The sequence below is a fragment of the Arthrobacter sp. LAR12-1-1.1 genome (assembly GCF_040676555.1).
Lineage (GTDB): Bacteria > Actinomycetota > Actinomycetes > Actinomycetales > Micrococcaceae > Arthrobacter.
The window spans coordinates 122,865-147,614 of record NZ_JBEGIG010000045.1 but is presented as its reverse complement, the minus strand read 5'-3'; the positions used below and the strand labels follow the sequence as shown (position 1 = coordinate 147,614).

Annotated in this window: 17 protein-coding genes and 1 pseudogene; 11 read left to right on the top strand and 7 right to left on the bottom strand. The window is 67.6% G+C overall.

Annotation, left to right across the window (positions count from 1 at the left end):
- Positions 1-24: 24 nt before the first annotated feature.
- A pseudogene (locus MRBLAR12_RS19270) lies at positions 25-2,628 on the top strand (ABC transporter); the annotation flags it as partial.
- A gap of 321 nt (positions 2,629-2,949) precedes the next feature.
- Positions 2,950-3,603 carry a transglycosylase family protein gene (locus MRBLAR12_RS19265; RefSeq protein ID WP_364747918.1) on the top strand — a complete coding sequence of 218 codons (654 nt, stop codon included), beginning with the start codon at positions 2,950-2,952 and terminating at the stop codon, positions 3,601-3,603.
- Positions 3,604-3,732: 129 nt separating this feature from the next.
- Here MRBLAR12_RS19265 and MRBLAR12_RS19260 read toward each other — a convergent pair whose 3' ends face one another.
- On the bottom strand, positions 3,733-4,305 hold the full coding sequence (locus MRBLAR12_RS19260; protein ID WP_364747686.1) for a hypothetical protein: 573 nt from the start codon (positions 4,303-4,305) through the stop codon (positions 3,733-3,735).
- 145 nt (positions 4,306-4,450) lie between these two features.
- On the opposite strand from MRBLAR12_RS19260, the gene MRBLAR12_RS19255 reads away from it, so the two are divergent.
- The 7 genes from MRBLAR12_RS19255 to MRBLAR12_RS19225 all read left to right on the top strand — a co-directional run bounded on the left by MRBLAR12_RS19255 (position 4,451) and on the right by MRBLAR12_RS19225 (position 11,911).
- On the top strand, positions 4,451-5,347 hold the full coding sequence (locus tag MRBLAR12_RS19255; RefSeq protein WP_229996161.1) for an MSMEG_6728 family protein: 897 nt from the start codon (positions 4,451-4,453) through the stop codon (positions 5,345-5,347).
- A gap of 261 nt (positions 5,348-5,608) precedes the next feature.
- A complete protein-coding gene (locus MRBLAR12_RS19250; RefSeq protein WP_364747684.1) occupies positions 5,609-6,496 on the top strand; it encodes a response regulator transcription factor in 888 nt (295 codons plus the stop codon).
- Between the two features lie 134 nt (positions 6,497-6,630).
- Positions 6,631-7,569, top strand: coding sequence for an NAD-dependent epimerase/dehydratase family protein (locus tag MRBLAR12_RS19245; protein WP_364747682.1), 939 nt, complete (start codon positions 6,631-6,633; stop codon positions 7,567-7,569).
- Positions 7,570-7,611: 42 nt separating this feature from the next.
- Positions 7,612-8,001 (top strand): DUF1622 domain-containing protein, encoded by a 390-nt coding sequence (locus tag MRBLAR12_RS19240; protein WP_364747680.1) that lies wholly within the window; start codon positions 7,612-7,614, stop codon positions 7,999-8,001.
- A gap of 40 nt (positions 8,002-8,041) precedes the next feature.
- A complete protein-coding gene (locus MRBLAR12_RS19235; protein WP_229996209.1) occupies positions 8,042-8,830 on the top strand; it encodes an isocitrate lyase/PEP mutase family protein in 789 nt (262 codons plus the stop codon).
- Between the two features lie 143 nt (positions 8,831-8,973).
- Complete coding sequence (locus MRBLAR12_RS19230; RefSeq protein ID WP_364747915.1) at positions 8,974-9,711, top strand: YqjF family protein; 738 nt, start codon at positions 8,974-8,976, stop codon at positions 9,709-9,711.
- An 88-nt stretch (positions 9,712-9,799) separates the two neighbouring features.
- Positions 9,800-11,911, top strand: a complete 2,112-nt coding sequence (locus tag MRBLAR12_RS19225; protein WP_364747678.1) for an HNH endonuclease — start codon at positions 9,800-9,802, stop codon at positions 11,909-11,911.
- A gap of 441 nt (positions 11,912-12,352) precedes the next feature.
- Here MRBLAR12_RS19225 and MRBLAR12_RS19220 read toward each other — a convergent pair whose 3' ends face one another.
- The 5 genes from MRBLAR12_RS19220 to MRBLAR12_RS19200 form a co-directional block, all read right to left on the bottom strand.
- Positions 12,353-14,107, bottom strand: a complete 1,755-nt coding sequence (locus tag MRBLAR12_RS19220) for a gamma-glutamyltransferase family protein (protein WP_364747913.1) — start codon at positions 14,105-14,107, stop codon at positions 12,353-12,355.
- A 106-nt stretch (positions 14,108-14,213) separates the two neighbouring features.
- Positions 14,214-14,342, bottom strand: a complete 129-nt coding sequence (locus tag MRBLAR12_RS19215; RefSeq protein WP_364747677.1) for an MFS transporter small subunit — start codon at positions 14,340-14,342, stop codon at positions 14,214-14,216.
- A 1-nt stretch (position 14,343) separates the two neighbouring features.
- The gene (locus tag MRBLAR12_RS19210) at positions 14,344-15,738 is read right to left on the bottom strand and encodes an OFA family MFS transporter (RefSeq protein ID WP_229994536.1); all 1,395 of its coding nucleotides are present in this window, start codon (positions 15,736-15,738) and stop codon (positions 14,344-14,346) included.
- A 227-nt stretch (positions 15,739-15,965) separates the two neighbouring features.
- On the bottom strand, positions 15,966-18,482 hold the full coding sequence (locus tag MRBLAR12_RS19205) for a Tex family protein (protein WP_229994537.1): 2,517 nt from the start codon (positions 18,480-18,482) through the stop codon (positions 15,966-15,968).
- A gap of 15 nt (positions 18,483-18,497) precedes the next feature.
- Positions 18,498-19,103, bottom strand: coding sequence for an SOUL family heme-binding protein (locus MRBLAR12_RS19200; protein WP_364747674.1), 606 nt, complete (start codon positions 19,101-19,103; stop codon positions 18,498-18,500).
- Positions 19,104-19,243: 140 nt separating this feature from the next.
- Here MRBLAR12_RS19200 and MRBLAR12_RS19195 point away from each other — a divergent pair, with 140 nt between their 5' ends.
- Together MRBLAR12_RS19195 and MRBLAR12_RS19190 are read left to right on the top strand one after the other, a co-directional pair.
- A complete protein-coding gene (locus tag MRBLAR12_RS19195) occupies positions 19,244-22,873 on the top strand; it encodes a TM0106 family RecB-like putative nuclease (RefSeq protein WP_364747672.1) in 3,630 nt (1,209 codons plus the stop codon).
- A 307-nt stretch (positions 22,874-23,180) separates the two neighbouring features.
- The gene (locus MRBLAR12_RS19190; RefSeq protein WP_229994540.1) at positions 23,181-23,621 is read left to right on the top strand and encodes a hypothetical protein; all 441 of its coding nucleotides are present in this window, start codon (positions 23,181-23,183) and stop codon (positions 23,619-23,621) included.
- 295 nt (positions 23,622-23,916) lie between these two features.
- Here the strand turns inward: MRBLAR12_RS19190 and MRBLAR12_RS19185 are convergent, their stop codons facing one another.
- On the bottom strand, positions 23,917-24,750 hold the full coding sequence (locus MRBLAR12_RS19185) for a triose-phosphate isomerase family protein (RefSeq protein ID WP_229994541.1): 834 nt from the start codon (positions 24,748-24,750) through the stop codon (positions 23,917-23,919).

The following is a 24,750-nucleotide window of genomic DNA, read 5'->3' as shown; positions in this document are numbered from 1 at the left end:
GGCATCACCGATAGAGTCGAACCAATGCAAAGTAAACAGCATGCTTCCGATTTGCCGCGGCCGACCGACCGGGATGTAGTTCACGATCTGGCTCCCGGCAATCCGACGGACGGTTTTGTCCGGGTGCGCGGTGCCCGTGAGAACAACCTGCGCAACGTGGATGTGGACGTGCCCCGCGATGCGATCGTCGCCTTCACCGGCGTTTCCGGCTCCGGCAAGTCCTCCCTCGCCTTCGGCACCATCTATGCCGAGGCGCAGCGCCGCTACTTCGAATCCGTAGCCCCCTACGCCCGCCGGCTCATCCAGCAGGGGCACAACCCCAAGGTGGAAATGATCACCGGACTGCCGCCCGCCGTCGCACTCCAGCAGCGCCGCGGGACGCCGAGTTCGCGGTCCACGGTGGGCACGCTCACCACGCTGTCCAACTCGCTGCGCATGCTTTTCTCCCGCGCCGGCAGCTATCCCGACGGCGCCGGCCCGCTGGACTCGGACGCGTTTTCCCCGAACACGGCCGCCGGCGCCTGCCCGGAGTGCCACGGCCTGGGGATCGCGCACACCGTCACCGAGTCCTCCCTGGTGCCGGACACCTCGCTAAGCATCCGCGACGGCGCCATCGCCGCCTGGCCCGGGGCGTGGCAGGGCAAAAACCTGCGCGACATCCTGACCCACCTGGGCCACGAGGTCGACACCCCCTGGCGGAAGCTGCCGAGAAAAGACCGCGACTGGATCCTGTTCACCGAGGAACAGCCCGTGGTGGAAGTGACGCCCCAGCGCGACCGCGTCGCCAAGCCCTACAAGGGCCGGTTCTGGAGCGCCAAGAGTTACGTGCTGCATACGCTCGCCGACTCCAAGAGCACCACCATGCGCGACCGCGTGCTGCGCTTTATGGAGACCGGACCCTGCCCGGTGTGCGGCGGCAGCGGCCTGACCCCGGCCGCCCTCGCCGTCACCTTCGCCGGGCGCACCATCGTGGACCTCTATGCCGTCCCCCTGACGGAACTGGCCGAGATCATCCGCCCCACCACCGAGCTCACGGAGGCCGGGACCGCCTCCCGCAAGCAGTCCTCCGGCGAGGGCAACGAGGTGGCCGTCGCCATCACCCGGGACCTCCTGCAGCGCGTCACCGTGCTGCTGGATCTAGGCCTGGGCTACCTCGCGCTGGGCCGGTCCACCCCCACACTCTCCCCCGGCGAAATGCAGCGGCTCCGGATCGCCACCCAGCTCCGCTCCGGCCTGTTTGGCGTGATCTACGTGCTGGACGAGCCCTCCGCCGGCCTGCACCCCGCCGACGCCGAGCCGCTCCTTGCGGTCCTGGACCAGCTCAAGTCCTCCGGCAATTCGGTGTTCGTGGTGGAGCACAACATGGACATCGTCCGCCGCGCGGACTGGCTGGTGGATGTGGGTCCCCGCGCCGGTGAAGGCGGCGGCGAAGTGCTCTACAGCGGGCCCGTGGCCGGCCTCGCCGAGGTGGACGCGTCCGTCACCCGGCCGTTCCTGTTCCCGAACGGTTCAGCCGGCCCTGCCGGAAAGTCTGCCGTCATGACGGACGACGGCGGCGGTTCTGCCGCCAGCGGCCCCCGCCGGGATGCTGCCGGCTGGTTGGAGCTGCGCGACATCAGCCGGCACAACCTGCGCGAACTCGACGCCGACTTCCCGCTGGGCGTGCTGACCGCAGTCACCGGCGTCTCCGGCTCCGGCAAGTCCACGCTGGTCAGCCAGGTCCTGGCCGAGGTGGTCGGTGCCCGGCTGCACCCGGAATCCGGCGCCGAGGCGAGCCCGCCTGTTGAGGACCTGGAGTCCCAGGCCGGCGAGTCCACGGGCCCGCTCAGTGTGGGACCCGTGTCCGGGCTGGACCAGCTGGACCGGCTCGTCAAGGTGGACCAGAAGCCGATCGGCCGAACCCCTCGCTCCAACCTCGCCACGTACACCGGACTCTTCGATGCGGTCCGCAAGGAATTCGCGGCCACGGACCAGGCCAAGGCGCGGGGCTTCGGCGCAGGGCGCTTTTCCTTCAACGTTTCCGGCGGCCGCTGCGAGACCTGCCAGGGTGAGGGCTTCGTCGCCGTCGAACTGCTGTTCCTGCCCGGCAGCTACGGCCCCTGCCCGGAGTGCCAGGGCTCGCGCTACAACCCGGAAACCCTGGAGGTGACGTACAAGGGCAAGAACGTGGCAGAAGTTCTCGGCCTGACGGTCAATGCCGCCGCAGAGTTCCTCGGAGGAGTGCCGGCAGCGGCGCGCAGCCTGCAAACGCTGCGCGAAGTGGGCCTGGGCTATCTTCGCCTCGGCCAGCCGGCCACCGAGCTCTCGGGCGGCGAGGCCCAGCGCATCAAACTCGCCACCGAACTGCAGCGTGCCCAGCGGGGCCACTCCCTCTATCTGCTGGACGAGCCCACCACCGGGCTGCATCCGGCCGACGTCCAGCTCCTCATGGCCCAGCTGCACCGGCTCGTTGACGCAGGCAACACCGTCATTGTGGTGGAACACGACATGGATGTGGTGGCCGCAGCGGACTGGGTGATCGACCTCGGCCCCGCAGGTGGCGACGCCGGAGGGGAGATCGTCGCGATCGGGACCCCCGCCGCCGTCGCGAGGTCCAAGAACAGCAGGACCGCTCCGTACTTGGCCGCATGCTCGGAAGCTGAGGCACGCGAACGTGTCCGCGAGCATCCGTTACGAGACAGCGAGCGGCGATATCGGCCCCGACGCGATGGGTTACCACGCGATGGTAACGGCAAAAACAGCAAAAATAACGTCTTGATAACGGACGGGGCCTGGCTTAGCCTAGTGTGCATGCCCGGCAACCGGGTATTGCATGCCCGGTGCTACCACCACCAGATACTGCCCGACCGGTAGACACCGCAAATGACCTCTATTGTCAGGGGCGGGCAGTGGCGCGACAACGTCCGGGGACGGACCGAGCGCTGGTGGCCCTCAGGAGCATCTGAAATCATGAAGAAATCAACCTATGGCACTGCCGCGCGCCGCGGCATCACCCTGGCGGCTGTTTCCATCGCAGGCGTCGCGCTGTCCGCTTCCGCCGCTAACGCGGCCGTCCCGGCCACAGCCCCCGCCTCCACCTGGGACTCGCTGGCCCAATGCGAAAGTGGCGGGAACTGGGCCACCAACACAGGAAACGGCTACTCGGGCGGGCTGCAATTCAGCGCCAGCACGTGGGCGGCCCATGGCGGCACGGGGTCCGCGGCGAACGCCAGCCGTGAACAGCAGATCGCCGTCGCCCAGAGAGTGCAGGCCAGCCAGGGTTGGGGCGCGTGGCCAGCCTGCGCCGCGAAACTGGGCCTGCGCGGCGGCGCCGCGGCTCCACAGAGCGCACCCACATCACGACAGCCCGCCCCGGTTCCCGCCCCGGCCAAGGTGGCTGCCCGGCAAGCGGCCCCCATGGCAGCCGTCCCGGCACCCCGCCACGTTGCACCGGTATCCGTCAGTGGCCAGACCTACACCATCCGGAGCGGCGAAACCCTGAGCACAATCGCCGAGAAGCTCAACATCGCCGGAGGCTGGCACTCGCTGGCCGACGCGAACACGGCGACCATCAGCAACCCCAACCTGGTGTTCCCGGGCCAGGTGCTGCAGCTTCCCGGATAGGGCTACACGGTTAAACAACGACGCCGGAGCGCTCCCTCGAGGGGTCGCTCCGGCGTCGTGCTGTAATCGGGTCGCGCTGTAATCGGGTCGCGCTGTAATCGGTGAGCCCTGCGGCCTTAGACGTGCGGCTCAGGCAGCCTGCGGGAGTTCGCGGACGATCTGCAGTTTCCACGCGGCGTCGTCGCTCGTGTCCAGCACGGCCACCGTGCCCATGGCCAAGTGCAGGGCTACCCGCTTCGCGGCGAGGAGCTCAAGGTAGAGGCTTTCATTCATCCGGGCAGGGGCGTCAATGACGTACTTCACGGCGTCGCGGACCTTGCGGTAATTGTCGCTCCGCTCCCGGTGCAGATGCAGTTCCAGCATGCGGCGCTGCCGGATCCGCGGCTCCTGACGGTTCAGCCAGGACACCGCGGCGTGGACTGCAACCACCAGGGTCAGTGAGACCGCGTAAATCCACCAGCCCGTGTTGAGCAGAAAGAGGGGCAGGTTGGCGATCGCCACAACGGCGATGCAGAGGCGCAACGCCAGTATCCGCCGCATGGTCAGCGCGAACGATGCCATTGCGGCGCGGAACCCGTGCTGTTCCTTGAGGGCTGCCACCGGGTCAAGAATAACTTCCTCGAGCACCAGAATGCCGTTCGCTTCCGGGCCGAGCAGTTGTCCGTATTTCGGCACAAACGGCACAACAGGGGCTGGATTCATGGCGTGTCCTCCGGGCGACATTGATGGGGTCCTGCTATATTACGCCCCTCCGTAATGAGATGTCTGCTTCATTCCAAAATGTGAACATGCGCACGCACGGTCCTGTGCAATTGGTGGTTTCGTCGTGTGGCCTCAAACTGGAGAGATGCAGACTTTCCTCCCCTTCCCCGATTTCCAGCAGAGCGCCGCGGTTTTGGACCGCGAGCGGCTCGGCAAGCAGCGTGTTGAGGCGCTGCAGATCCTGCGTGCGCTGGTGATCCCGGAGTACGGCTGGCAGTCGCACCCGGCTGTCCGGATGTGGATGGGGTACGTTCCCGCGCTGACAATGTACGGGCTGGCCATGGTGGATGAATGGACGGCCCGCGGCGGCGAGGACACCACGCGCGAGAAGATCATGGAGTTCGCCCCGCAGGCTGCCCACCCCGACTACGCCGCCAAGATCCCGATGCCGCCATGGCTGGGCAATCCGGATTTCCACCTCAGCCACCGGTCCCGGCTGATCGCCAAGGATCCGCGGTTCTACACACAGGTATTCCCAGGCACGGACCCGGACCTGGAGTACGTCTGGCCCGAACCGAAGCACGAGCTTGTGCCCGAGGATCCTGCCGGGGACCGCATGTGGGTCCTGCGCCTGCCGCTCGGAGACACCGAGCCCGAGCAGCTGAAGACTGTCAGCCTGCCGCCCGTGGGACGGGCCAAGGCCCCCTCGGACGACGACTACCAGTTCGTCTACGCCGAATCAGGCTCCCGCCGCCCGGGCAAGGTGCGCAAGCTGCCCCCGAAGCAGCTCGTCAAGAAGCCCACCCGCAAGCGCCAGCAGCAGGAAGAGGCGTTCACCACCCTTCCCGGCAACTCCGTGGTTGCCATCCCGGTCAACGGCGGCACCTCCTTCGCCATCGGCAAGGTCCTGGGCCGTCCGATCACCGTTGACGGCCACTTCGCCCGGAACTTCCAGGTGGACGAGATCGTGGATCGCTCCGCCTTCGATTACCCGGCTCTGATGCAGGACCCGCGGGCTTTCTTCCCGGTTCCGGCGCGGTAGACGGACGACGCCGGATCCGGCGAGGTAGCTGGCCGGCGCCGAACGCGTCCGGCACTGATGGCGCTTTCTGCCTGAGCGGCTGGACTTGTAGCTTCAACTCTGGCAGTCCAGCTTCAAACCACGACCGGCTAAAACTTCAACATTTGCTCAAGAAAACCGTGTTAGCCTGAGTCCAACTGTTACTCCTGTGGCTTGCGTCACAGCCTGTGGCGTGTGGGGTGACTGTGACACACGGGTCTCTTGGTCTTGGAAGCTGGAGTCATGTTGGAATCACCGGGGCAGCTCCGCGCTGTGGTTGTAGATGATGACGGTGATGTTCGGCTCCTCATCCGCCGGACACTGGAAATGCAGGGCTTCGCCGTTTTTGAGGCTAGTTCCGGGGCCGAAGCCATGCTGAACATCCAGGAACATCGGCCGGACCTTGTGACGCTGGAACTGAACCTCCCCGATTTGGACGGCGTGGAAGTGTGCCGCCGGATGCGCAAATTCTCCGACGCCTATGTCGTCATGATCACGGCCCGGGCGGACGAGGTTGACGAGTTGATAGGACTGGAGATCGGTGCGGATGATTTCATCCGCAAGCCGTTCAGCCCGCGCTCCGTCCAGGCCCGTGTGACCGCGGTGATGCGGCGCCACCGGCCAACCCCTCAACGTCCCACGCCGCGACGCCGCGCCACGGATTTCATGGTGGCCGCGCCCGGCGGCTCAGCGCCTGAGACACACCACCTGCCCGGTGCCCTGCGACGCCGGGCGGACGACGCCTCGCCCGGCATGTCCATCCATCCGTCGCCCGAGTCCACCTCAGCGGCAGGTACCGACGTCCGGCATGCCGATGCCAACGGCGTCGTCCGTCACGGGCCGCTAGTTGTCGAGGTCCAAAGCCGTGCGGCGTCCCTTGACGGCGTCGAATTGGAATTGACGCGCACCGAATTTGACCTGCTGGAGACCCTGGCCCGAGCGCCGCGGCGGGTGTGGACCCGGAAGGCACTTTTGACCCATGTGTGGGGCACCGAATGGCCCAGGGACGAGCACCTCGTGGAGGTGCACATCGGCAACCTGCGCAAGAAGCTTGGTGACAAAGGCCGCGAACCGCGGTTCATCCGCACGGTACGGGGCGTTGGCTACCGGATGGCACCGGTCGAAGGGTGAGCAAACCTGTCGGCCTGCCCGACAGACGGCGGGCCCGGAATTTCAGCAGCGGGCCCGGAATTTCAGCAGCGCCAGGATCCAAGAATTCCTCACGCCTGTCCGTAGGGCTTCCCGAAGGCTGGCAGACTGGCCCTATGACTGTACTGCTGGCCGGTTGCGGCGATCTGGGCACCGAGGCCGGGCTGCGTTTCGCGGCTGCAGGCCACCGCGTGGTGGGGTGGCGCCGGTCGCCGGAGAAACTTCCGGCCGCCATCGAAGGGGTCGCCGCTGACCTGAGCTCCGGTGAGCTGCCGCCCATCCCGGCGGACACCACCGCCGTCGTCGTCGCGATTGCCGCGGATGCCCCGACTGAGGATGCCTACCGGGCTGCCTACGTGGACGGTCTGTCGAACGTGCTGGACGCGGTCCTGGCGTCCGGGGCAAGTGTCCGCCGGATCCTGTTTGTTTCTTCGACGGCCGTTTACGGCGACGCCGGCGGCGGCTGGATTGATGAACGCACGACGCCGGAACCCGGCGGGTTCTCGGGCCGCATCATCCGCGAGGCAGAGGAACTCCTCAACAGCCGTCTGCGCGGCACCGGCATCACCCCCGTGGTACTGCGGCTCGGCGGGATCTACGGCCCCGGCCGGACGCGACTGATCGACCAGGTGCGCGGCGGAAGCGCGGTCATTCCCGCCGCGTCACGCTTCACCAACCGTATCCACCGCGACGACGCCGCCGCGGCAATCGTCCATCTGTGCACTATGGACACGGTTCCCGCGCCCGTGTATCTGGGCGTGGACAACGAACCGGCCGAGCTCGGCGAGGTGCTGGGCTTCCTGGCCGCGGAGCTGGGACTCCCCCGGCCGGCGTCGGACTCTGCTGGCGCGGCGGACGGCGCTTCGGCGGGCGGCACTTCGGCGGGGGGCACTTCGGCGGGCAGGCCTCCGGCGTCGGGCGGCGAACCGTCGCGGGGCGGAAACAAGCGAGCTAGCAACGGACGGCTCCGCAGCACCGGTTTCGAGTTGCAGTACCCAAGTTTCCGAGAAGGCTACCGGGCCATTCTGGCCGGCAAAGGCGTCCGGCACCCGTAAGTCCTGATTTGAAATTCACCACCCACTTCTCAGAGGGGAACCATGGATCTTCAGCACATTATCGAGACGGCCGGCCGCTTCATGGACTTCGCCGGCGTGGCCGTTATGGTAATCGGCGCCCTCGTGTCCATCCCCATGGCGCTGCGGGGATTCCAGCCGGAACGCCTGCCGGCGGGCTCCGCGCGACTCTCCGTCTACCGCTCCTACCGGCAGCTGCTGGGCCGCTCCATCCTCCTCGGGCTCGAACTGCTCGTCGCGGCGGACATCATCCGTTCAGTCGCCGTCACACCAACCTTCGAGGGCGTCGGCGTGCTGGCCATTATTGTGCTCATCCGGACCTTCCTCAGCTTCTCGCTCGAGCTTGAAATCACCGGACGCTGGCCCTGGCAGACTAAGCGCGAGCATTCCTCCGACTCTTCCGCGGCTGGCTGAAACCCTTCCGGGTGGCACGGCGCCCGGCTAGGCTCGCGCCATGACTGACTACGCGCGTTCCCGTGCCTCCAAAGCCACCGAGCTGCTCCGTCTCCACCAAGCCCCGGAGATCCTCCAAGTCATCAATGTCTGGGACGCGATCACCGCGAAAGTGGTCGGCGACGTTCCTGGTACCAAGGCGCTGGCCACGGCCAGCCACTCCATCGCAGCGTCCCGCGGCTACGAAGACGGCGAGAAGATCCCGGTGGACGAGATGATCGCCGCCGTCGGGCTGATTGCCGCCGCTACGTCGCTGCCCGTCAGCGCTGACCTCGAAGCGGGCTACGGGAACCCCGGGGAAACGGTGCGCAAGGCGATCGGGGCCGGCGCTGTCGGAGCCAACATCGAAGACCAGATGCGCCCGCTCGCCGATGCCGTTGCGCAGATGCGTGCTGCGGTGCGTGCAGCCGAGGCTGAGGGGATCGAGTTCGTCCTCAACGCCCGCACCGACGCCTTTTTGAAGGGCAAGGATCGGGACCCTGCCGCGGTACTGGCCGATGCCATTGAGCGCGGCCGTGCCTTCCTCGAAGTGGGTGCGACCACGGTGTTCGTGCCGGGCCTGCTGGACGAGGCTACCGTCACCGCGCTGGTGGAAGGGATTGGCTGGAACAAGGTGTCGGTCATCAATGTGCCCGGTTCACTGGCTCCGGCCAAACTGCAGGAACTTGGCGTTGCCCGCATTTCCTACGGCCCGTGGACCCAGCGCGTGGCGCTGACGGCGTTGGCCGACGCGACGGCGGCGCTGCTGGCAGGCGGGTCTCTTCCGGAAGGCACCCGGGCACTGAACTGACCGGCGTGTTTTCCTGACGTTCTCACTGTGGCGACTCACCATGGCGACTCACCCTGCCGACTCACCCTGCCAACCGAAGGGAGCTGATCCGATTGGACGTAGATCCTTGGCCGGAGTCACCCGAGCTTCCGGCGCCGATCATTATGGACCAGCGATGGATGGACGCCGTCTTCCTGCACTGGCGCATCCCTGAGGCAGTGGCGGCGGCGTACATGCCACCGGGCGTCGCGCCGGACAGCTTCGACGGATCGGCCTGGGTGGGGCTGATCGGCTTCCGCATGCAGCGTGCCGGGCTTGGCCGCGGTCCTGGCATCCCCTATTTCGGAAGCTTCAACGAGATCAACGTGCGCCTCTACTCCCGGGAGCCGGACGGTGCTCGGGGTGTGGTTTTCCGCAGTCTGGATGCTTCACGCTTGGCAGTGGTGCTGGCAGCGCGGGCGGCCGGGATTCCCTATGTGTGGTCGCGGACGAGCTTCCTTCATTCTCCGGATTCCGCATTGGATTCCGAGGGGCGCACCGCTTTCGCTGCCGCTGGGTCGGCCGGAGCCGGAGGGACCGCTGGGTATTCCGTGCGCCGATTCCGGGGCGGCGCCCGGAGCGACTTCGCCGTCGTCCCGAAGCCCGACGACGAAGCGACCGACGCGCTGTCCATCCACCTCACGGCACGGTTCGGCCTGCATTCTCGATTCAAGAACCGGACCCTGTACATCCCCAATACGCACAGTGCATGGCCGTTGTACCGGGCGCAATTGACCCTACTTCAGGACGACCTCGTCGGCGCGGCCGGCATCCATGTCGCTGGACCACCGGAGTCCGTGCTGTATTCGCCGGGAGTCCGCACCCAGTTTGGCTGGCCACGAGTCCTGAATCCCGTCTCCTGAGTACTGCCCGGTGGCAGGAAATCGGCGGGCCTCCGGTCCTACCCATGAGCGGGCTAAAAATGTCACACCCCTTTGTCAGACTCTAGTTATGGAAGCCGTCAGGGATTTCATTGCTTGCCAGGAAGAAGGGCAGGACACGGACCGGGGCCCAGCCCCGCTCCGGCAACCCCGGCCGTCCGGCGCAGACCGCGTGGACGGGGCACTGGCCGCTTTGCAGGCGTTGAGTGCGGCGGCGGAACAGGACGCGGGGTCGTGGGGATTCCGGGCCGCGTCGGACTTCGCCGGACGGGTGGAGGAGTTCTCGCGCACGGTGGAGTTTCTGCAGCTGGTGGCGGCTTCGGCTGTGGACCGGACCCGGAAGCAGTCCGCGGCCGATGCCGGGGCCGCGGGGGCTGTCACCTCGTGGACCACGGGCTGGCGGGAGAGCCCGGCCGGCTGGGAGACCGGCGGATCCGGAGCCGCGGAGCCTGCCGGCACCGCCGCGGCAGGCGCGTCCGCAGGCGGCGCGTCCGTGGCGGCGGCCGTGACGGCTGCCGTATCCGGATCGGCGGCCGCGGCGGCGCCTCCTGCCTCTGCGACGGCTGACGTGGCTGACGGGTCAGCCGTGCCGGCGTCGGTCCTGGATGACGGGTACCGGAACACCGTGGAGTTCCTGCGGGCCCGGCTGCGGATCGGCGCCGCGGAGGCCCGGCGGAGGCTCTCCCTGGCCGAGGCTCTGCTGCCCGGGCAGGGACTCGCCGGCCGGCCGGTGCCGCCCCTGCACCGGGAGCTCGGTGCCGCGGTCGCGGCCGGCGAGGTCGCGTCCCGGGCCGCGAGCGTCATCACCGCCGCGCTCGAGCGGGTCCGGCCGCTGTGCGAGGCGGACGCCGCGGCCCGGATGGAACACGCCCTGACCCGCACGGCCGCCGAGAACGACGCCGACTTCCTCGTCCGTGTCACCCGCAGCTGGGCCGACGCGCTGGACCAGGACGGCGCCGAGCCCTCCGAGGAGCTGCTGCGCCAGCTCCAGGGCGCCTTCATCCGCCGCCGGCGCCACGGCCTGCACCACCTCGAGATCTTCGCGACCACCGAACAGTTCGAACACCTCCTGACCGTCATGAACACCGCCACCAACCCCCGCACCGGCAACACCGGAACCTCCCCGGCCACGGACACCGCCGAGAGGTCCGCCGCCGGCGCCACTGCCGCCGGTGACGGCTGGACTGCCGGCACGGCGTTCGGTGTTGGCTGGGCCGCAGGCGCGGCCTCCGGTGAGGCTTCGGTCGCCGGCGCCGGCTGGACTGCCGGCGCGGCCTCCGGTGACGCTTCGGGCGGCGGCGGCTGGGCCGCCGGCGCGGCCTCCGGTGAGGCTTCGGTCAGTGCTGCTGCCGCCGGGGCATCGGCCTGCGTATCCCGTGCCGACTACGACCCGTCCGGTGCGGGCGCTTTTACTCCCGACGTTTCGAACGGTGCAGGCGCTTCGGCCGCCGCGACCAGCCCGGAGCACCAGCCCGGCCCCGGCGATGAGCCCGCCGCGGATGAGGACCCCGCGCTGCCGGCCCTGGACCTCCGCTCCCGGGCCCAGAGGCTGCTCGACGGACTGGTCGGCGCGTGCAAGGTCGCCCTCGCCGCCGGAACGCTGCCCGCCGCCGGCGGGCTCCGGCCCCAGGTCATGGTGACCATCGACTACCGGGACCTGCTCACCCGGCTGCAGAACACCCCTGGCGCCACAGCAAACACCGGACAGCCCGGGACGGCGAACGGGACAGGCAACGGGACGGGCACCGGGGCGCTGCTGTTCACCGGGCCCGTCACCGCCTCCACGATCCGGAAGATTGCCTGCGACGCGGACATCATCCCGGTCGTCCTCGGCGGCGAGGGCCGGGTCCTGGACATCGGCCGCGCCTCCCGGGTCTTCCCGCCGCACATCCGCAAAGCCATCACGGCCCGGGACCGGGGCTGCGCCTTTCCAGGCTGCACCATCCCCGCACCCTGGTGCGAGGCCCACCACATCACCTACTGGTCCCGCGGCGGGACCACCGGGACGGACAACGGGGTCCTGCTTTGCTCCCATCACCATCACGTGATCCACAAGGAACACTGGACCATCCGGCTCAAAACCGGGATTCCCTGGTTCATCCCGCCACCCCACCTCGACCCGCGCCAGCAACCCAGTCGGAACCACTACTTCCGTCCAGACGACCTCATGACGGCCGCATGACCACGGCCCAGGCGACCCCGCCGGGCCGTGCGGTTCCCACGTTCAAGCCAAAGTCTTGGCCGCGCGGGGGCAACGCCGCCGGGCTGCGTGATGCGGGATGGAACAGGGATTAGTGATGACCTCAAAAATTGGCTCGACGGTGACTCTGATATTTCTCTGACGGAGCGCCCTCGCCCTGGTGTGGAGATTGTCACCGTAGTCGTTGCTGGCCTTGTGGGGGGGACGGGCATCCCTTTGCGAGCGGCCTCACCGAACATCACTCCAATGGCGTTGGCTGGTCTAAGCCCGACCACAAAGTGGACCAACGTTGAGAAAGTTGAGAAAGAAGCGCACTCCTATCGCTCCGCTTCATGGACCGGCTCCACTTCCGGCTAAGAAGCGAGAATTGCTCAGCTCCTCCGCTGAGCGCAGCTACCGCTACCGCTACCGCTACCGCTACCGCTACCGGCCCGCAGCATAGCCCTGCGCACCCCGCGGATTCGCCGCGGCCTGCAGGACCCCGGTCTCGGGATCCCGCACGACGGCGGACAGCCGCCCCAGCGCCCAGTCACCAGCCCGGGTGACAACATGTCCGCGGCGCTCAAGGTATTCGATGACGTCCTCCCCCAGCCGGTCCTCGACGACGGCGCCGCCGGGCTCCCAGGTGCGCGGCCAGAAGGACCCGGGCATCGAGGTCGTGTGGAACGTCGGCGCGTCGATGGCCTGCTGCGGCGAGTACCCGCCCACGATGGTCCGCAGCAGGTACGGCAGCTGCCACTGGTCCTGCTGGTCGCCGCCGGGCGAACCCAGGGCCGCCACGGCGTGGCCGTCCCGCAGCACGAGAGTCGGCGTCAAAGTGGTGCGCGGGCGTTTGCCGGGTGTCAGCGTGGAAGGCGTCCCGGGCTCCAGCCAGGTCATCTGCAACCGGGTGCCCAGGCAGAAGCCCAGCTCCGGGATCGCGGGCGAGGACTGCAGCCAGCCGCCCGACGGTGTGGCCGAGACCATGTTGCCCCACCTATCCACGACGTCGATATGACAGGTGTCGCCCCGGGTGTCCCCCGCGGGTGTCACAGTGGGCTCGCCGACGCCGAGTCTGGCCGCGAAGGCATTGCCCGCGAGCGCCGGCGGCGTGTAATCGGTGCGCAGCGGTGGGATGTACGGCTCCCGGCCCGGCACGGTGCCGGGCCGAAACTCGTGGGAGGCCCGGTCCGTGATCAAGGCCCGTCGGCCGGCGCAGTATTCCTCCGACAATAGGTAGTCCAGCGGCACGTCCGTGTCGCCGTAGTACGCCTCCCGGTCCGCGAGCGCGAGCTTCTGCGCCTCCAGGATGGTGTGCGCGCCCAGCTCGGTGGACGGATCAAGGAATCGGTCTTCGAACCCGGACAGGATGGCCAGGGTCTGCAACAGCGCCGGTCCTTGACCCCAGGGCCCGGTCTTGGCGATCGTGTGGCCCCGGAACTCCACGGTGGCGGCCGACTCATACCCGGCCTCGAACCCCGCCAGGTCGTCCAGGGCGAGCACCCCGCGGTGATCTGTGCCCGAGGAATGCCGGTGCGGGGACTGAACCGAATCCACCATGGCGCGGGCCACGAAGCCCTCCCGCCACTCGCGCCGGGCCGCATCAATTCCTGCCTCGCGGGTAGGCGCTTTAACTCCGGCCTTCACGAGCCGTTCCAGTGTGCGGGCATAGGCCGGGTTCCACACCAGCTCACTTTCGGCAGGGATCCTTCCGCCGGGCATCCACAGCTCAGCCGACGTGGGCCAGTGCGTCTCGAACAGCGCGGCCACGGCGGCGATGGTGGTTCCAACCCGGCCGAGCATCGGGTGGCCGTCCCGCGCGTAGCCGATCGCGAAATCCAGCACCGCGTCCAGCTCCCACGTTCCGTGGTCACGCAGCAGCAGGAGCCAGGCGTCGACGGCGGCAGGCACCGCGGCGGCCAAGGCACCTGAGCCCGGAACGAGGTCCAGGCCTTCGGCCAAGTAATGCTCCACGGTGGCCCCGGCCGGCGCCGGCCCCTGCCCCATCAGGACTATCGGCTGATCCGGCCGGTCCGCGGTGACAAAGATCCCGGTCATGTCCCCGCCGGGCCCGTTGAGATGCGGCTCCGCCACATGGAGCACGAAGGCTCCCGCCACCGCGGCGTCGAAGGCGTTGCCGCCGCGCTCAAGCACCGCCTGGGCAGCCGCCGTCGAGAGCCAGTGCGTGGACGCGCTCATCCCGAAGGTGCCTTGCAGTGTGGGGCGGGTGGTGAAGGGCTCCGGCCTGGTGAACGGCACCCGAGCCACGCGCGGGTGGTCACCGGAGACTTCCGCAACCACGGTGTCAGCCAAACAGGGCCGCCACGCGGGTGAGGGTCTCGTATACGCCATACCCAAGGGGCACGCCGACCAGCGCCCACGCGATGACCAATTTTCCGGTGGACGGTGTCACCGGTGTCTGTGCAGTAGTCATTTCAGGCCTCCAAGGCGGGTTCTTCGGACCGGACACGGCCGGCACGGGGTTCATGGAATCGCGCCTCGACCGGCGTGACCAGCAGGTTCGCCACGAACCCGATCACCAGCAGCCCCACCATGGTCAGCAAGGCCGGCTGGTAGGACGCGGCGTTGAGCGCGCCGGGCTTGCCCTGCGCGTCCAGGAACGCGTTGACGATCAGCGGGCCGGCGACGCCGGCCGCGGACCAGGCAGTCAGGAGACGGCCGTGGATGGCACCGACCTGGAAGGTACCGAATAGGTCGCGGAGGTAGGCGGGGGCGGTCGCGAACCCGCCGCCGTAGAAGGAGATGATGACGAATGCGAGGGCGACGTACAGGACGGTCGTCGTCGAGCCGGCCAGCGCCAGCACGGTGTAAAGCAACGCGCCGACGCCGAGGAAGACCATGTAGATGCGCTTGCGGCCGGTGACATCGGAGATCGCCGACCAGGCAAAACGGCCCGACATGTTGCCGATGGACAGGAGCCCCACGAAGCCGGCGGCCACAGCGGCGCTGGCCAGGGAGGTGCCGTCAGTCTGGCGGAAGAAGTCCTGGATCATCGGAGCGGCCTGTTCAAGGATGCCGATGCCTGCCGTGACATTGCAGAACAAGGCGATCCACACGAGCCAGAACTGTCTGGTCTTGACCGCGTTCCTGGCGGAGACATTCTCCGTGGTGACCAGGGAGGCGGCTTTGACCTTGGCCGGGTCGAAGCCTGCCGGCTTCCATCCCTCGGCCGGGACCTTGATGGTGAAGGCGCCGAACATCATGTAGGCCAGATAGACGACGGCGAGGGTCAGGAAGAGCTTGCCCACGGATTCGCCGCTGGCCACCCAGCCCTTGGCGCCGGAGTTGGGATCGTACATCTTGAGCAGTGCCGTGGAGACTGGGCTGGCAATCAGGGCGCCGCCGCCGAATCCCATGATGGCCATGCCGGTGGCGAGTCCGGGACGGTCGGGGAACCATTTGATCAGGGTGGAGACCGGAGAGATGTAGCCGACCCCCAGGCCAATGCCGCCGACGACGCCGTAGCCGAGGTAGACGAGCCAGAGCTGGTGGCTGAAGATGCCCAGCGACCCGATCAGGAAGCCGCTGGCCCAGAACGCGGCGGAGGTGAACATCGCCTTCCGGGGCCCGTTCCTGTCCACCCACGTGCCCATGATGGCGGCCGAGAGGCCCAACATCACGATCGCGATGGAGAAGATCACGCCGACCTCGGTCAGGCTGGCGCCGAAGTGCTTCACCAACGCGGTCTTGTAGACGCTGGTCGCGTAGGCCTGTCCGATGCACAGGTGCACGGCAAGGGCTGCTGGGGGTACGAGCCACCGGTTGAATCCCGGCGGGGCAATGGTTCGTTCGCGGTCCAGCCAGCCCATGTATGCTCCCCTGCTCGTCAACGACATCGGTGTCCAGCACATTGCAGCGACGGTCCTCTGCCAGGGCCTCTGACCGAGCTTCCGGCAGAGCTTCCGGCAGAGGGCCGTTGCCTCCGGCAATCATGGTGCAAGATCGTCAGTAAACGTACTAGTTATGCGCCAAGCGGTAGGGAATCCGCGACGAACGGTAGGTCCGGGGCGGCGGGGGCAGCCGCACCCTGGGAGCGCTACTTGCCCAGACCGGCCCTCCGGAGTGCCTCGGCCATCGCTGTGTTGACGGGCGACGGCGGCGGCGTCGACTTCTGCGGTTGTCGGGCGGGCGTCCGCCGGTCGGGCGCCGGTTTCCCGGACGGCTGCTTCGACGGCGTCTGCGGCGCCGACTGCCGCGGACGTTCCGCCCGCGAGTCTGCACGTCCGCCGGCCGCACGATCGCCGGAGGCTGCCGGTTCGTCGTCGAGCCTTAATGTCAGCGAGATGCGCTTCCGCTCCGGATCCGCTTCCAGCACCTTGACCCGGACCACCTGCCCGGATTTGACCACCTCCCGGGGGTCGGAGACGAACCGGTTGGCCAGCGCGGACACGTGCACGAGCCCGTCCTGGTGCACGCCGACGTCGACGAACGCACCGAACGCCGCCACGTTGGTCACGGTGCCCTCCAACACCATGCCCGGCCTCAGATCCGAGATCTTCTCGATGCCCTCCGAGAACGCTGCCGCAGCGAAGGCCGGACGCGGGTCACGGCCGGGCTTCTCGAGCTCGGCGATGATGTCCTGCACGGTTGGCAGGCCGAAGGAGCCGTCCACGAAGTCCTGCGGGTTCAGTGCCGCATAGCTTCCCGCGGCCGGCGCCTTCCCGGCGGCCGCCTTGATTTTCCGGGCCACCGGGTAAGCCTCGGGGTGCACGCTGGAGGCATCCAGCGGCTCCGCTCCCCCGGTGATCCGGAGGAAGCCCGCACACTGCTCAAACGCCTTGGCGCCCAGCCGCGGGACCTTCTTCAGCTCGCTGCGCTTGTTGAATGGCCCGTGCTCGTTCCGGTACGCCACGATGTTTTCGCTCAGCAGCGGCCCCACGCCGGCCACCCGGCTCAGCAATGCCGGCGAGGCGGTGTTGACGTCCACGCCCACCGCGTTCACGCAGTCCTCGACGACGGCGTCCAGGCTGCGGTCCAGCTTCGCGGCCGTGACGTCGTGCTGGTACTGCCCGACGCCGATCGACTTCGGCTCGATCTTCACCAGCTCCGCGAGCGGGTCCTGCAGGCGCCGCGCGATCGAGACGGCGCCGCGCAAGGATACGTCCATGCCGGGCAGCTCGGCCGCGGCGAGCGCCGACGCCGAATACACCGACGCTCCGGCCTCGGACACCACGATCTTCTGCGGTTTGGCGTGCAAGTTGGCAGAGTCTGAGGCGGGCGCTAGCTGTTTCAGCAGCTCGGCGGCGAGCTTGTCCGTCTCCCGTGACGCCGTACCGTTCCCGATCGCGACGAGTTCGACGCCGTGCTTCTTCGCCAGGCCCACGAGGGTCCGCAGCGCCTCGTCCCATTTCCGGGCCGGGGCGTGCGGGTAAACGGTGTCCGTCGCAACCACCTTGCCGGTTCCATCCACCACCGCGACCTTCACGCCGGTCCGGAGTCCCGGGTCCAGGCCCAGGGTGGCACGGTTCCCGGCCGGCGCGGCGAGCAGCACGTCGCGCAGGTTGGCGGCGAAGACGCGCACGGCCTCGTCCTCGGCGGCGGCGAACATCCGGCTCCGCAGATCAGCCGTCAGCCGGGCCAGCACCCGTGAGCGCCAGGCCAGCTGCGCGGTCTGCAGCAGCCAGGCGTCGGCGGGCCGGCCACGGTCGGCAACCCCGAGGAACCTGGCCACAGCGGCCTCGTAACGGCCGCGCGCGGCCGTGAGGGCGGCGTCGTCGTTCGGTTCAGCCTCGGCGAGCTCCAGCTCCAGCGCCCCGTCCTTCTCGCCGCGCAACAGCGCCAGGACGCGGTGTGATGGCATGCCGGCCGGCTGCTGGGAGAACTCGAAGTAGTCCTTGAACTTCTGGCCCTCAGCTTCCTTGCCCTTCTTCACGCGGGACACCATCCGGCCCTGGGTCCAGAGCCGTTCCCGGAGTGTGGCGGCCAGGTCGGCATCCTGCGCGACGCGTTCCACCAGGATGGAGCGGGCACCGGCGAGGGCCGCCGCGGAGTCCCCGATCGAGTGTTCGGCGTTGAGGTATTTGGCGGCTTCGCGGTCCGGGTCCAGTTCCGGGCGCTTGAGCAGGGCGTCGGCGAGCGGCTCCAGCCCGGCTTCGCGGGCGATCTGAGCCTTCGTGCGCCGCTTGGTTTTGAACGGGAGGTAGATGTCCTCCAGCCGCGACTTGGTGTCGGCGCCGACGACGGCGGCCTGCAGTTCCGGGGTCAGCGCACCCTGGGCGGCGATCGCTTCGAGGATGCTCCGGCGGCGGTCCTCGAGCTCGCGCAAGTAGCGCAGCCGCTCCTCCAACTCGCGGAGCTGGGTGTCGTCCAGGGTTCCGGTCGCTTCCTTGCGGTAGCGGGCGATGAACGGCACGGTGGAGCCGGCGTCGAGCAGGTCCACGGCAGCCTTGACCTGCCAAGGAAGGACGCCGAGTTCGCCGGCGATCTGGGCGGCGATGCCGGACTCCTGCGTGTGCGGCGTGCCGGGCTGTGGTGAGCCGGTCTTCGGCGAGGGGCCGGAGGCGGGCGAGACGGGTGAGGCGGGGCGCTGCGGGTGTTGGGTCACCCAAACCATTTTGCCTTACCCCGGTCAGCGGCCGGGCTCGCCCGGAGGAGTAAAGGGCTCCTGCACGTCCTGAACAACTTCGTTGCGGCGCAGGAACCACGGCTTGAACGGCGGATCAAAACGGGCGAATCGTGGCGGCCCCACAGCCTTCAGCCCGGCTAGCTTCAGTGCCTCCTGGAGGCCATCGTTTCGCCGTACAAAGGCCGCCTCCGACCCGCTGCCTGAGAACCGAAGGGCGGCTGCCAGGGAACCTGGCTGGGCCCGGACTCTAACGTCGGGGTTCGCCGGGACCGGCGCCGTCTCCGCCGTCACCCCAGCGGGGAGCACAAAGGCCACGATGAAATCAGCGGGCTCTGCACTTCCCGGCAGCGGGCCGCTTTGCAATACCGGCGCGGTCATCGCCAGCTTTTGCGACGGCCCGGGCCCCTGGATCACCGGGGCCGTCATCGCCAGCTTCCGTTGCGCCGTGTTGCTGCCGCTGATGTAGTTGAACAGGTGCCGGAAGGCAGCATTCCCGGCGCGGTCGAAGGTCGCGTTGACCTCTATTTCCGCCACGGCGTACGCGGGATAGCGGCGCAGCTCGAAGTGCGCGTAGCGCTGGACCAGCTCATACGGTTGCTGTTCGGTCATAGTCCTCAGACCCTACGCCGGTCCTGCGACAGGAACCAGAGGGGCATTGCCTGGTTCCTGTCCCGTGTTTGACTGTCAGAGGGCTTTGATAGCTTGAATAGCGGAGGCACCAACAACGGGGCACCAGCAACGGGGGCACAGTGTTTTTTCTTGAACCTGAGGTACCGGGCTCATCACCGGATCTGGTCTACTCCGCGAGCGACCTCGTGGTGGCAGCGAGTTGCGAGTATCAGCTGCTGCGCAAACTCGACGAGAAGCTGGGCCGGTCCCCCAGGGCTACGTTCGAAGACGACGAGATGCTCAAGCATGCAGCGGTGTTGGGTGAGCTCCACGAGCGCAAGGTCCTCGGCGGTTTCGTGGCGGAGTTTGGCGACTGGGATCCGGCCACCGGGCACGGCGTGTACGACGTCGTCCCGGCCGAGGCCATGGACCGCGCCACGCTGGCGGCCAAGCACGCCGAGTCCATTGGGGCGCTGCGCGCGGGAGCCGACGTCGTCTTCCAGGCCGCCTTCTTCGACGGCCAGTTCCACGGCCGCTCCGACTTCCTCGTGCGGCAGTCCGACGGTAGCTACGCCGTGTTCGACACCAAGCTCGCCCGCCACGCAAAGGTGACGGCTCTGCTCCAGCTGGCCGCCTACGGCGACCAGCTGCTGAAGGCCGGGATCCCGGTGGACCCGGCGGTGACACTCGTCCTTGGCTCGACGGTGCAGCTGCCCGGCGGCGGATTCGACTACGTGCGAAGCCACCACAAACTCTCCGAGATCCTGCCGGTTTTCCGCGAGCGCCGCGAGCGTTTCCTCGCGCTGACCGCCGCGCACATCGCACAGCCGGGAACAGTGGGCTGGGGCGCGCCCGGGCTCACCGCCTGTGGCCGCTGCGATTACTGCCAGGAGCAAGTCAAAGCCACCGACGATCTCCTCCTCGTGGCCCGGATGAACTCCGTGCAGCGCAAGAACCTCCACGAACGTGGGATTAGTTCAGTCACTGACCTGGCGCAAGCGACCCTCACCAAGCCCACCCCTACGCTCCTGCGCCTGCAGGAACAGGCGCGGATGCAGAGCGGCGTTGGCCCTGCCGACGGCGAAGTCTGCTACCGCAAGGACGGCGAAGAGCACACCATCCGCTACGGCGTCCTGCCCGGGAACACCTTGGCCGAGCTGCCCCCACCGAGCCGGGGCGATATTTTCTTCGACTTCGAAGGCGATCCGCTGTGGCAGGACCGCGCCACGGGAGTGTGGGGGCTCGAGTACCTGTTCGGCGTGATTGAGGCGCCCACCGAGCCCGGCAGTCCGGGGATTTTCCGGCCATTCTGGGCCCACAGCCGGGAGGCGGAGAAGCAGGCGTTCCTCGATTTCCTTGACTACGTCGAGAAACGCCGGCGGGACCACCCGGACATGCACGTCTACCACTACGCACCGTATGAAAAAACGGCGCTTCGAAAACTCTCGGTGATGCACGTTGCCGGGGAGGACATCGTGGACGAGTGGCTCCGCGAAGGCCTGCTGGTGGACCTGTACCAAACGGTCCGGAACAGCATCAGGATCTCCGAGAACTCTTACAGCATCAAGAAGCTCGAGCCGCTCTACATGCGGGCGAACCTTCGAACTGGCGAAGTGAAGGATGCCGGCGCCTCCGTGATTGCCTATGCACGGTTCTGCGACGCGAGGGACAATGAGCGGCCCGACGAAGCGGCCACAATCCTCGCCGGGATCTCCGACTACAACGAATACGACTGCCTCTCCACGCTGGAGCTCCGGAACTGGCTGCTCGGGCTGGCCAAGGAACGCCGGCCGGAGCCGCACGGCGCGGAGGCGGGCGCGGCGTCCGGCGCGGAGGACGGCGCGGAGGCGGGCTTAGAGGACGGCCCCGACGACGACGGCTCGGCACGAGCCGATGCCGCGCTGGCCCCGGCTGAGCTGGCACTGATGGAATTTGCTGAGCCGGGCAGCGGCCTGTCCGAGGACGACCGTAAGGCCGTCGCCATGCTGGCCGCGGCCGTGAGCTATCACCGCCGGGAGCGCAAGTCGTTCTGGTGGGCGCACTTCGACCGGTGTGAGCACGGTCCGGACACGCACGAACGGGACCGGAACGTTTTCCTCGTCGAATCCGCGGAACTCCTCGACGACTGGCAACAGACGGGGACCAAACTTCCGGAGCGGCGGGTCAAGCTGACCGGCTCCGTGAGTCCCGGGTCGGACCTCCGCGAGGGCAGCAAGTGGTTCCGCATGTACGAGCTGCCTCTTCCCGCCGGGCTGGAGGGTACCGGCAAGAACGGAACCGGGCGGAGCGGATGGTTCGGCACGGAGGTCCTGGAGCTGGGGCATGAGGACGGCAAGGACACCGTCATCATCCGGGACCGGCTGCACCGGAAGATACCGCCCTACAATGACCTCCCCATTGCGCTGACGGAAGACCAACCCCTCGCCACCAAGAGCCTCGAGCAAGCACTGGCAGCCCTCGCTGACACGGTGGTCGCCGGCCTGGGGTCCGGCTCCCTCCCCCGCCATCCTGCGCTTGACCTCGTCCGGCGTCAGCCGCCGAGGCTGGCCGCCGGAGCTTCACTGCCGCAGCCTGGTGCCGGACCGGACCGCTTCATTGAAGCCATCACGGCGGCCGTGCTGGCCCTTGACCACTCCTACCTGGCGGTGCAGGGTCCGCCCGGAACGGGCAAGACCCATGTGGGGTCCCACGTCATCGCCCGGCTCGTGGCCCGCGGCTGGAAAATCGGCGTCGTCGGCCAGTCGCACGCGGTGGTGGAGAACCTGCTGAAGACCGCTGTCACGAAGGCCGGGGTCGACCCGGCGCGCGTGGCCAAAGACGTGAAGCACAACGACGCCCTGCCGTGGGCCCGGCGCACCGGCAAGGACGTTGCGGAGCTGCTGGGTGCGCCTGGAGGCGCCCTCGTCGGTGGCACGGCGTGGACCATGACCGGCACCACCGTCCCGGCCGGCTCCCTGGACCTCCTGGTGATTGACGAGGCCGGCCAGTTCTCGCTGGCCAACACCCTTGCCGTGGCCCAGGCCAGCAGCCGGCTGCTCTTGCTCGGCGACCCGCAGCAGCTGCCGCAGGTCAGCCAGGGCAGGCACCCCGAGCCGGTCGACGAGTCTGCCCTGGGCTGGATTTCCGCAGGCCACGCCACGTTGCCGCCCGAGCTTGGCTACTTCTTGGCCGACTCGTGGCGGATGAACTCAGAGCTGTGCCTGGCCGTCTCGGAGTTGTCCTACGAAGGCCGGTTACGTTCCGCCCCGCCCGCGGATCTGCGCCGTCTGGAGGGTGTGCCCGCGGGGATTGAGACGGTGATGGTGCCGCACAGCGGGAACACGACGTCGTCGGCCGAGGAGGCTGCCGAGGTCGTCGGGCAGGTGCGCCGCCATTTGGGCCTTTCCTGGCACACCGCAGACGGAGCCCGGCCATTGGAGGCGGCCGACATCCTGGTGGTGGCTGCCTACAACGCACAGGTCAACGTCATTCGCGATGCCCTGGACGCCGCGAATCTCTCCGGCGTGCGGGTGGGGACCGTGGATAAGTTCCAGGGCCAGGAGGCCGCGGTCGTGATTGTGTCCATGGCATGTTCTGCGGTGGCCGAGGCTCCGCGGGGCATGGAGTTCCTGCTCTCGCGGAACCGGATCAATGTGGCGGTGTCCCGCGGCCAATGGCGTGCCGTGATCGTCCGCGCGCCCGAACTGACCAACTACCTCCCCGCCCACCCCGAGGGTCTGGAGCAGCTGGGCGGCTTCATCGGCCTGTGCCAGAGGTCAGTGGCCTCCTGAGTTTCGGAGTGCTATCGAGGACGGGCTCACTCCCACCGGGGTTCCGGCCAAATACGACGCCAAGATCAGCCCGAATTCCTGGAGCCCGGAATGAAAAAATGGAGTGCTGCACTTGTTGCTGCAAACACGGTAACTCCCGGTTCCCCGGATCCGACCAGGTCGGGAAACTTCGGCAGATAGCAATCATGAAAAATCATCGTTTGGAGTAATGACAGGAAGCACTCCTTGCTGTGATGATAGTCGTGGCTCGGCCCACTGGCTGGAGTTCAATGGGGCTGGCACTTCGCTAGCCTGAGGGGAGATTTGCATGTTTAGAGTCGAAAAAACCGAGGACAATCTGGTGCCTCGAGTCGCAGATGCCGACGCCGGTGTATATCTCGAGTGGTTAGTAACAGGAAGCCCCTACACCACCGAAGTTTTCGAGCTGCTAAATGCAAGCGGCGGAATCCCTTTTACCACGTCGCGAGAACACGTCGTTGACCCTGAAAGTGGACTTAAGTTCACACTGTTCAAATTTATCACCTTTGGCAGTGCCCCCCGAGCTCAAAGTAGGGCTAAGCATCTAGTCAATCGCACATTCGACGACGACAACGAAAAGCAATATTGGATGAAAATTGCCGTGGAGGCGCTGCTAGTCTTTGGAACTGCTTTCAATGGCTTAGAGGCACCCTATAAGGGGTTCACGCGTGTTGAATTTAATAATCGCATCTACACTCTTGAGCATTTTGGATACACGTTGGGCAAATAATAAAGCTGCAGAGGCCGAGAGTGCGGTTAAGTAACTTATATAAAGCTTGCGGATGCCCTCATGGCGTTTGGCAACCTTGGTGAAAACATTACATCTGCCGCTTTTGAGAATTTAGTCCGCCAGCCCAACCTTTAACGCCAGCAGTCGGCACAAGGGTGTCCTGCCCAATCCTCAGGGCCAAGGCTGGACATGTCCCTCGGTGATTCACAACCTGTCCGCGGTTATTCATGGCAATCCTTTGGACATGCCCATTCTTAGCCGCCAGCAGTGAGCACAATGGCATCCTGCCCACTCTTCAGGACCAAGGCTGAACATGTCCCACGGTGGTTGGTGCCGGCGCGTGGAGACCTTCGGCCAGCAGGAGTGCCTCATCCAGCACCGCGCCAAAATTCGCGGGATCGTGCGCAAACCGGCCCAGGAACAGGCCCGAGACGCCTTCAAGGGTTGGCAGCAGTCCCGGCTTGGCCGAGCCCCCGTAGATGACCGGCGATCCTGGCACGCCAGCCACGGCGAGCTGAGCCCGGAGCCGCTGGACGACGGCGGACACGTAGGAAGCGTCCGCCGGCTCCGCCGCACCAATAGCCCAGACCGGTTCGTAGGCCACCACCAGCCGGCCGGCCAGGTCCCAGTCGCCGTCGACGGCCGACTCGATCTGGCGGTGCACAAAGTCCGCGGCGGCGGCGGGCTCCCCGCGCTCAGTCTCCCCCACGCACAGCAGCGGCGTCAGCCCGGCGTCGTCCGCGGCCCGGACCTTGAGGGCCACCATGGCGTCGTCCTCGTTGAAATGCCGCCGGCGTTCGGCGTGACCGATCTCCACGAGCCGCACGCCGAGTTCCACGAGCATGGACGGTGCGACTTCCCCAGTCCAGGGGCCGTCGGCCCAGCCGCAGTTCTGCGCCCCGAGCAGGAGTGGCGAACTGGCCAAGAGCCCGGCCGCCGCCGGCAGGACGGGGAAGGACGGAATGACAAACGGGACAACCCGCCCGGCCGCGAGGGCCGGACGGGTGTCCACTTCGTGCCGCAGCCGCTCCAGCCAGGCCAGGCTGTCCCGGTAGCCGAGATACATCTTGGTGCTAACCCCCACCAGGATCTGGTTGCTGGAGGTCTGGCTACTGGGGCTCTGCTGCAT

Bases quoted from the DNA above. Each gene is read 5' to 3' on its own strand.
- MRBLAR12_RS19215 (WP_364747677.1), bottom strand. From the start codon at position 14,342: ATGACTACTGCACAGACACCGGTGACACCGTCCACCGGAAAATTGGTC.
- MRBLAR12_RS19220 (WP_364747913.1), bottom strand. From the start codon at position 14,107: ATGAGCGCGTCCACGCACTGGCTCTCGACGGCGGCTGCCCAGGCGGTG.
- MRBLAR12_RS19245 (WP_364747682.1), top strand. From the start codon at position 6,631: ATGACTGTACTGCTGGCCGGTTGCGGCGATCTGGGCACCGAGGCCGGG.
- MRBLAR12_RS19225 (WP_364747678.1), top strand. From the start codon at position 9,800: ATGGAAGCCGTCAGGGATTTCATTGCTTGCCAGGAAGAAGGGCAGGAC.
- MRBLAR12_RS19260 (WP_364747686.1), bottom strand. From the start codon at position 4,305: ATGAATCCAGCCCCTGTTGTGCCGTTTGTGCCGAAATACGGACAACTG.
- MRBLAR12_RS19230 (WP_364747915.1), top strand. From the start codon at position 8,974: ATGGACCAGCGATGGATGGACGCCGTCTTCCTGCACTGGCGCATCCCT.
- MRBLAR12_RS19190 (WP_229994540.1), top strand. From the start codon at position 23,181: ATGTTTAGAGTCGAAAAAACCGAGGACAATCTGGTGCCTCGAGTCGCA.
- MRBLAR12_RS19265 (WP_364747918.1), top strand. From the start codon at position 2,950: ATGAAGAAATCAACCTATGGCACTGCCGCGCGCCGCGGCATCACCCTG.
- MRBLAR12_RS19210 (WP_229994536.1), bottom strand. From the start codon at position 15,738: ATGGGCTGGCTGGACCGCGAACGAACCATTGCCCCGCCGGGATTCAAC.
- MRBLAR12_RS19235 (WP_229996209.1), top strand. From the start codon at position 8,042: ATGACTGACTACGCGCGTTCCCGTGCCTCCAAAGCCACCGAGCTGCTC.
- MRBLAR12_RS19200 (WP_364747674.1), bottom strand. From the start codon at position 19,103: ATGACCGAACAGCAACCGTATGAGCTGGTCCAGCGCTACGCGCACTTC.
- MRBLAR12_RS19255 (WP_229996161.1), top strand. From the start codon at position 4,451: ATGCAGACTTTCCTCCCCTTCCCCGATTTCCAGCAGAGCGCCGCGGTT.
- MRBLAR12_RS19185 (WP_229994541.1), bottom strand. From the start codon at position 24,750: ATGCAGCAGAGCCCCAGTAGCCAGACCTCCAGCAACCAGATCCTGGTG.
- MRBLAR12_RS19205 (WP_229994537.1), bottom strand. From the start codon at position 18,482: ATGGTTTGGGTGACCCAACACCCGCAGCGCCCCGCCTCACCCGTCTCG.
- MRBLAR12_RS19240 (WP_364747680.1), top strand. From the start codon at position 7,612: ATGGATCTTCAGCACATTATCGAGACGGCCGGCCGCTTCATGGACTTC.
- MRBLAR12_RS19250 (WP_364747684.1), top strand. From the start codon at position 5,609: ATGTTGGAATCACCGGGGCAGCTCCGCGCTGTGGTTGTAGATGATGAC.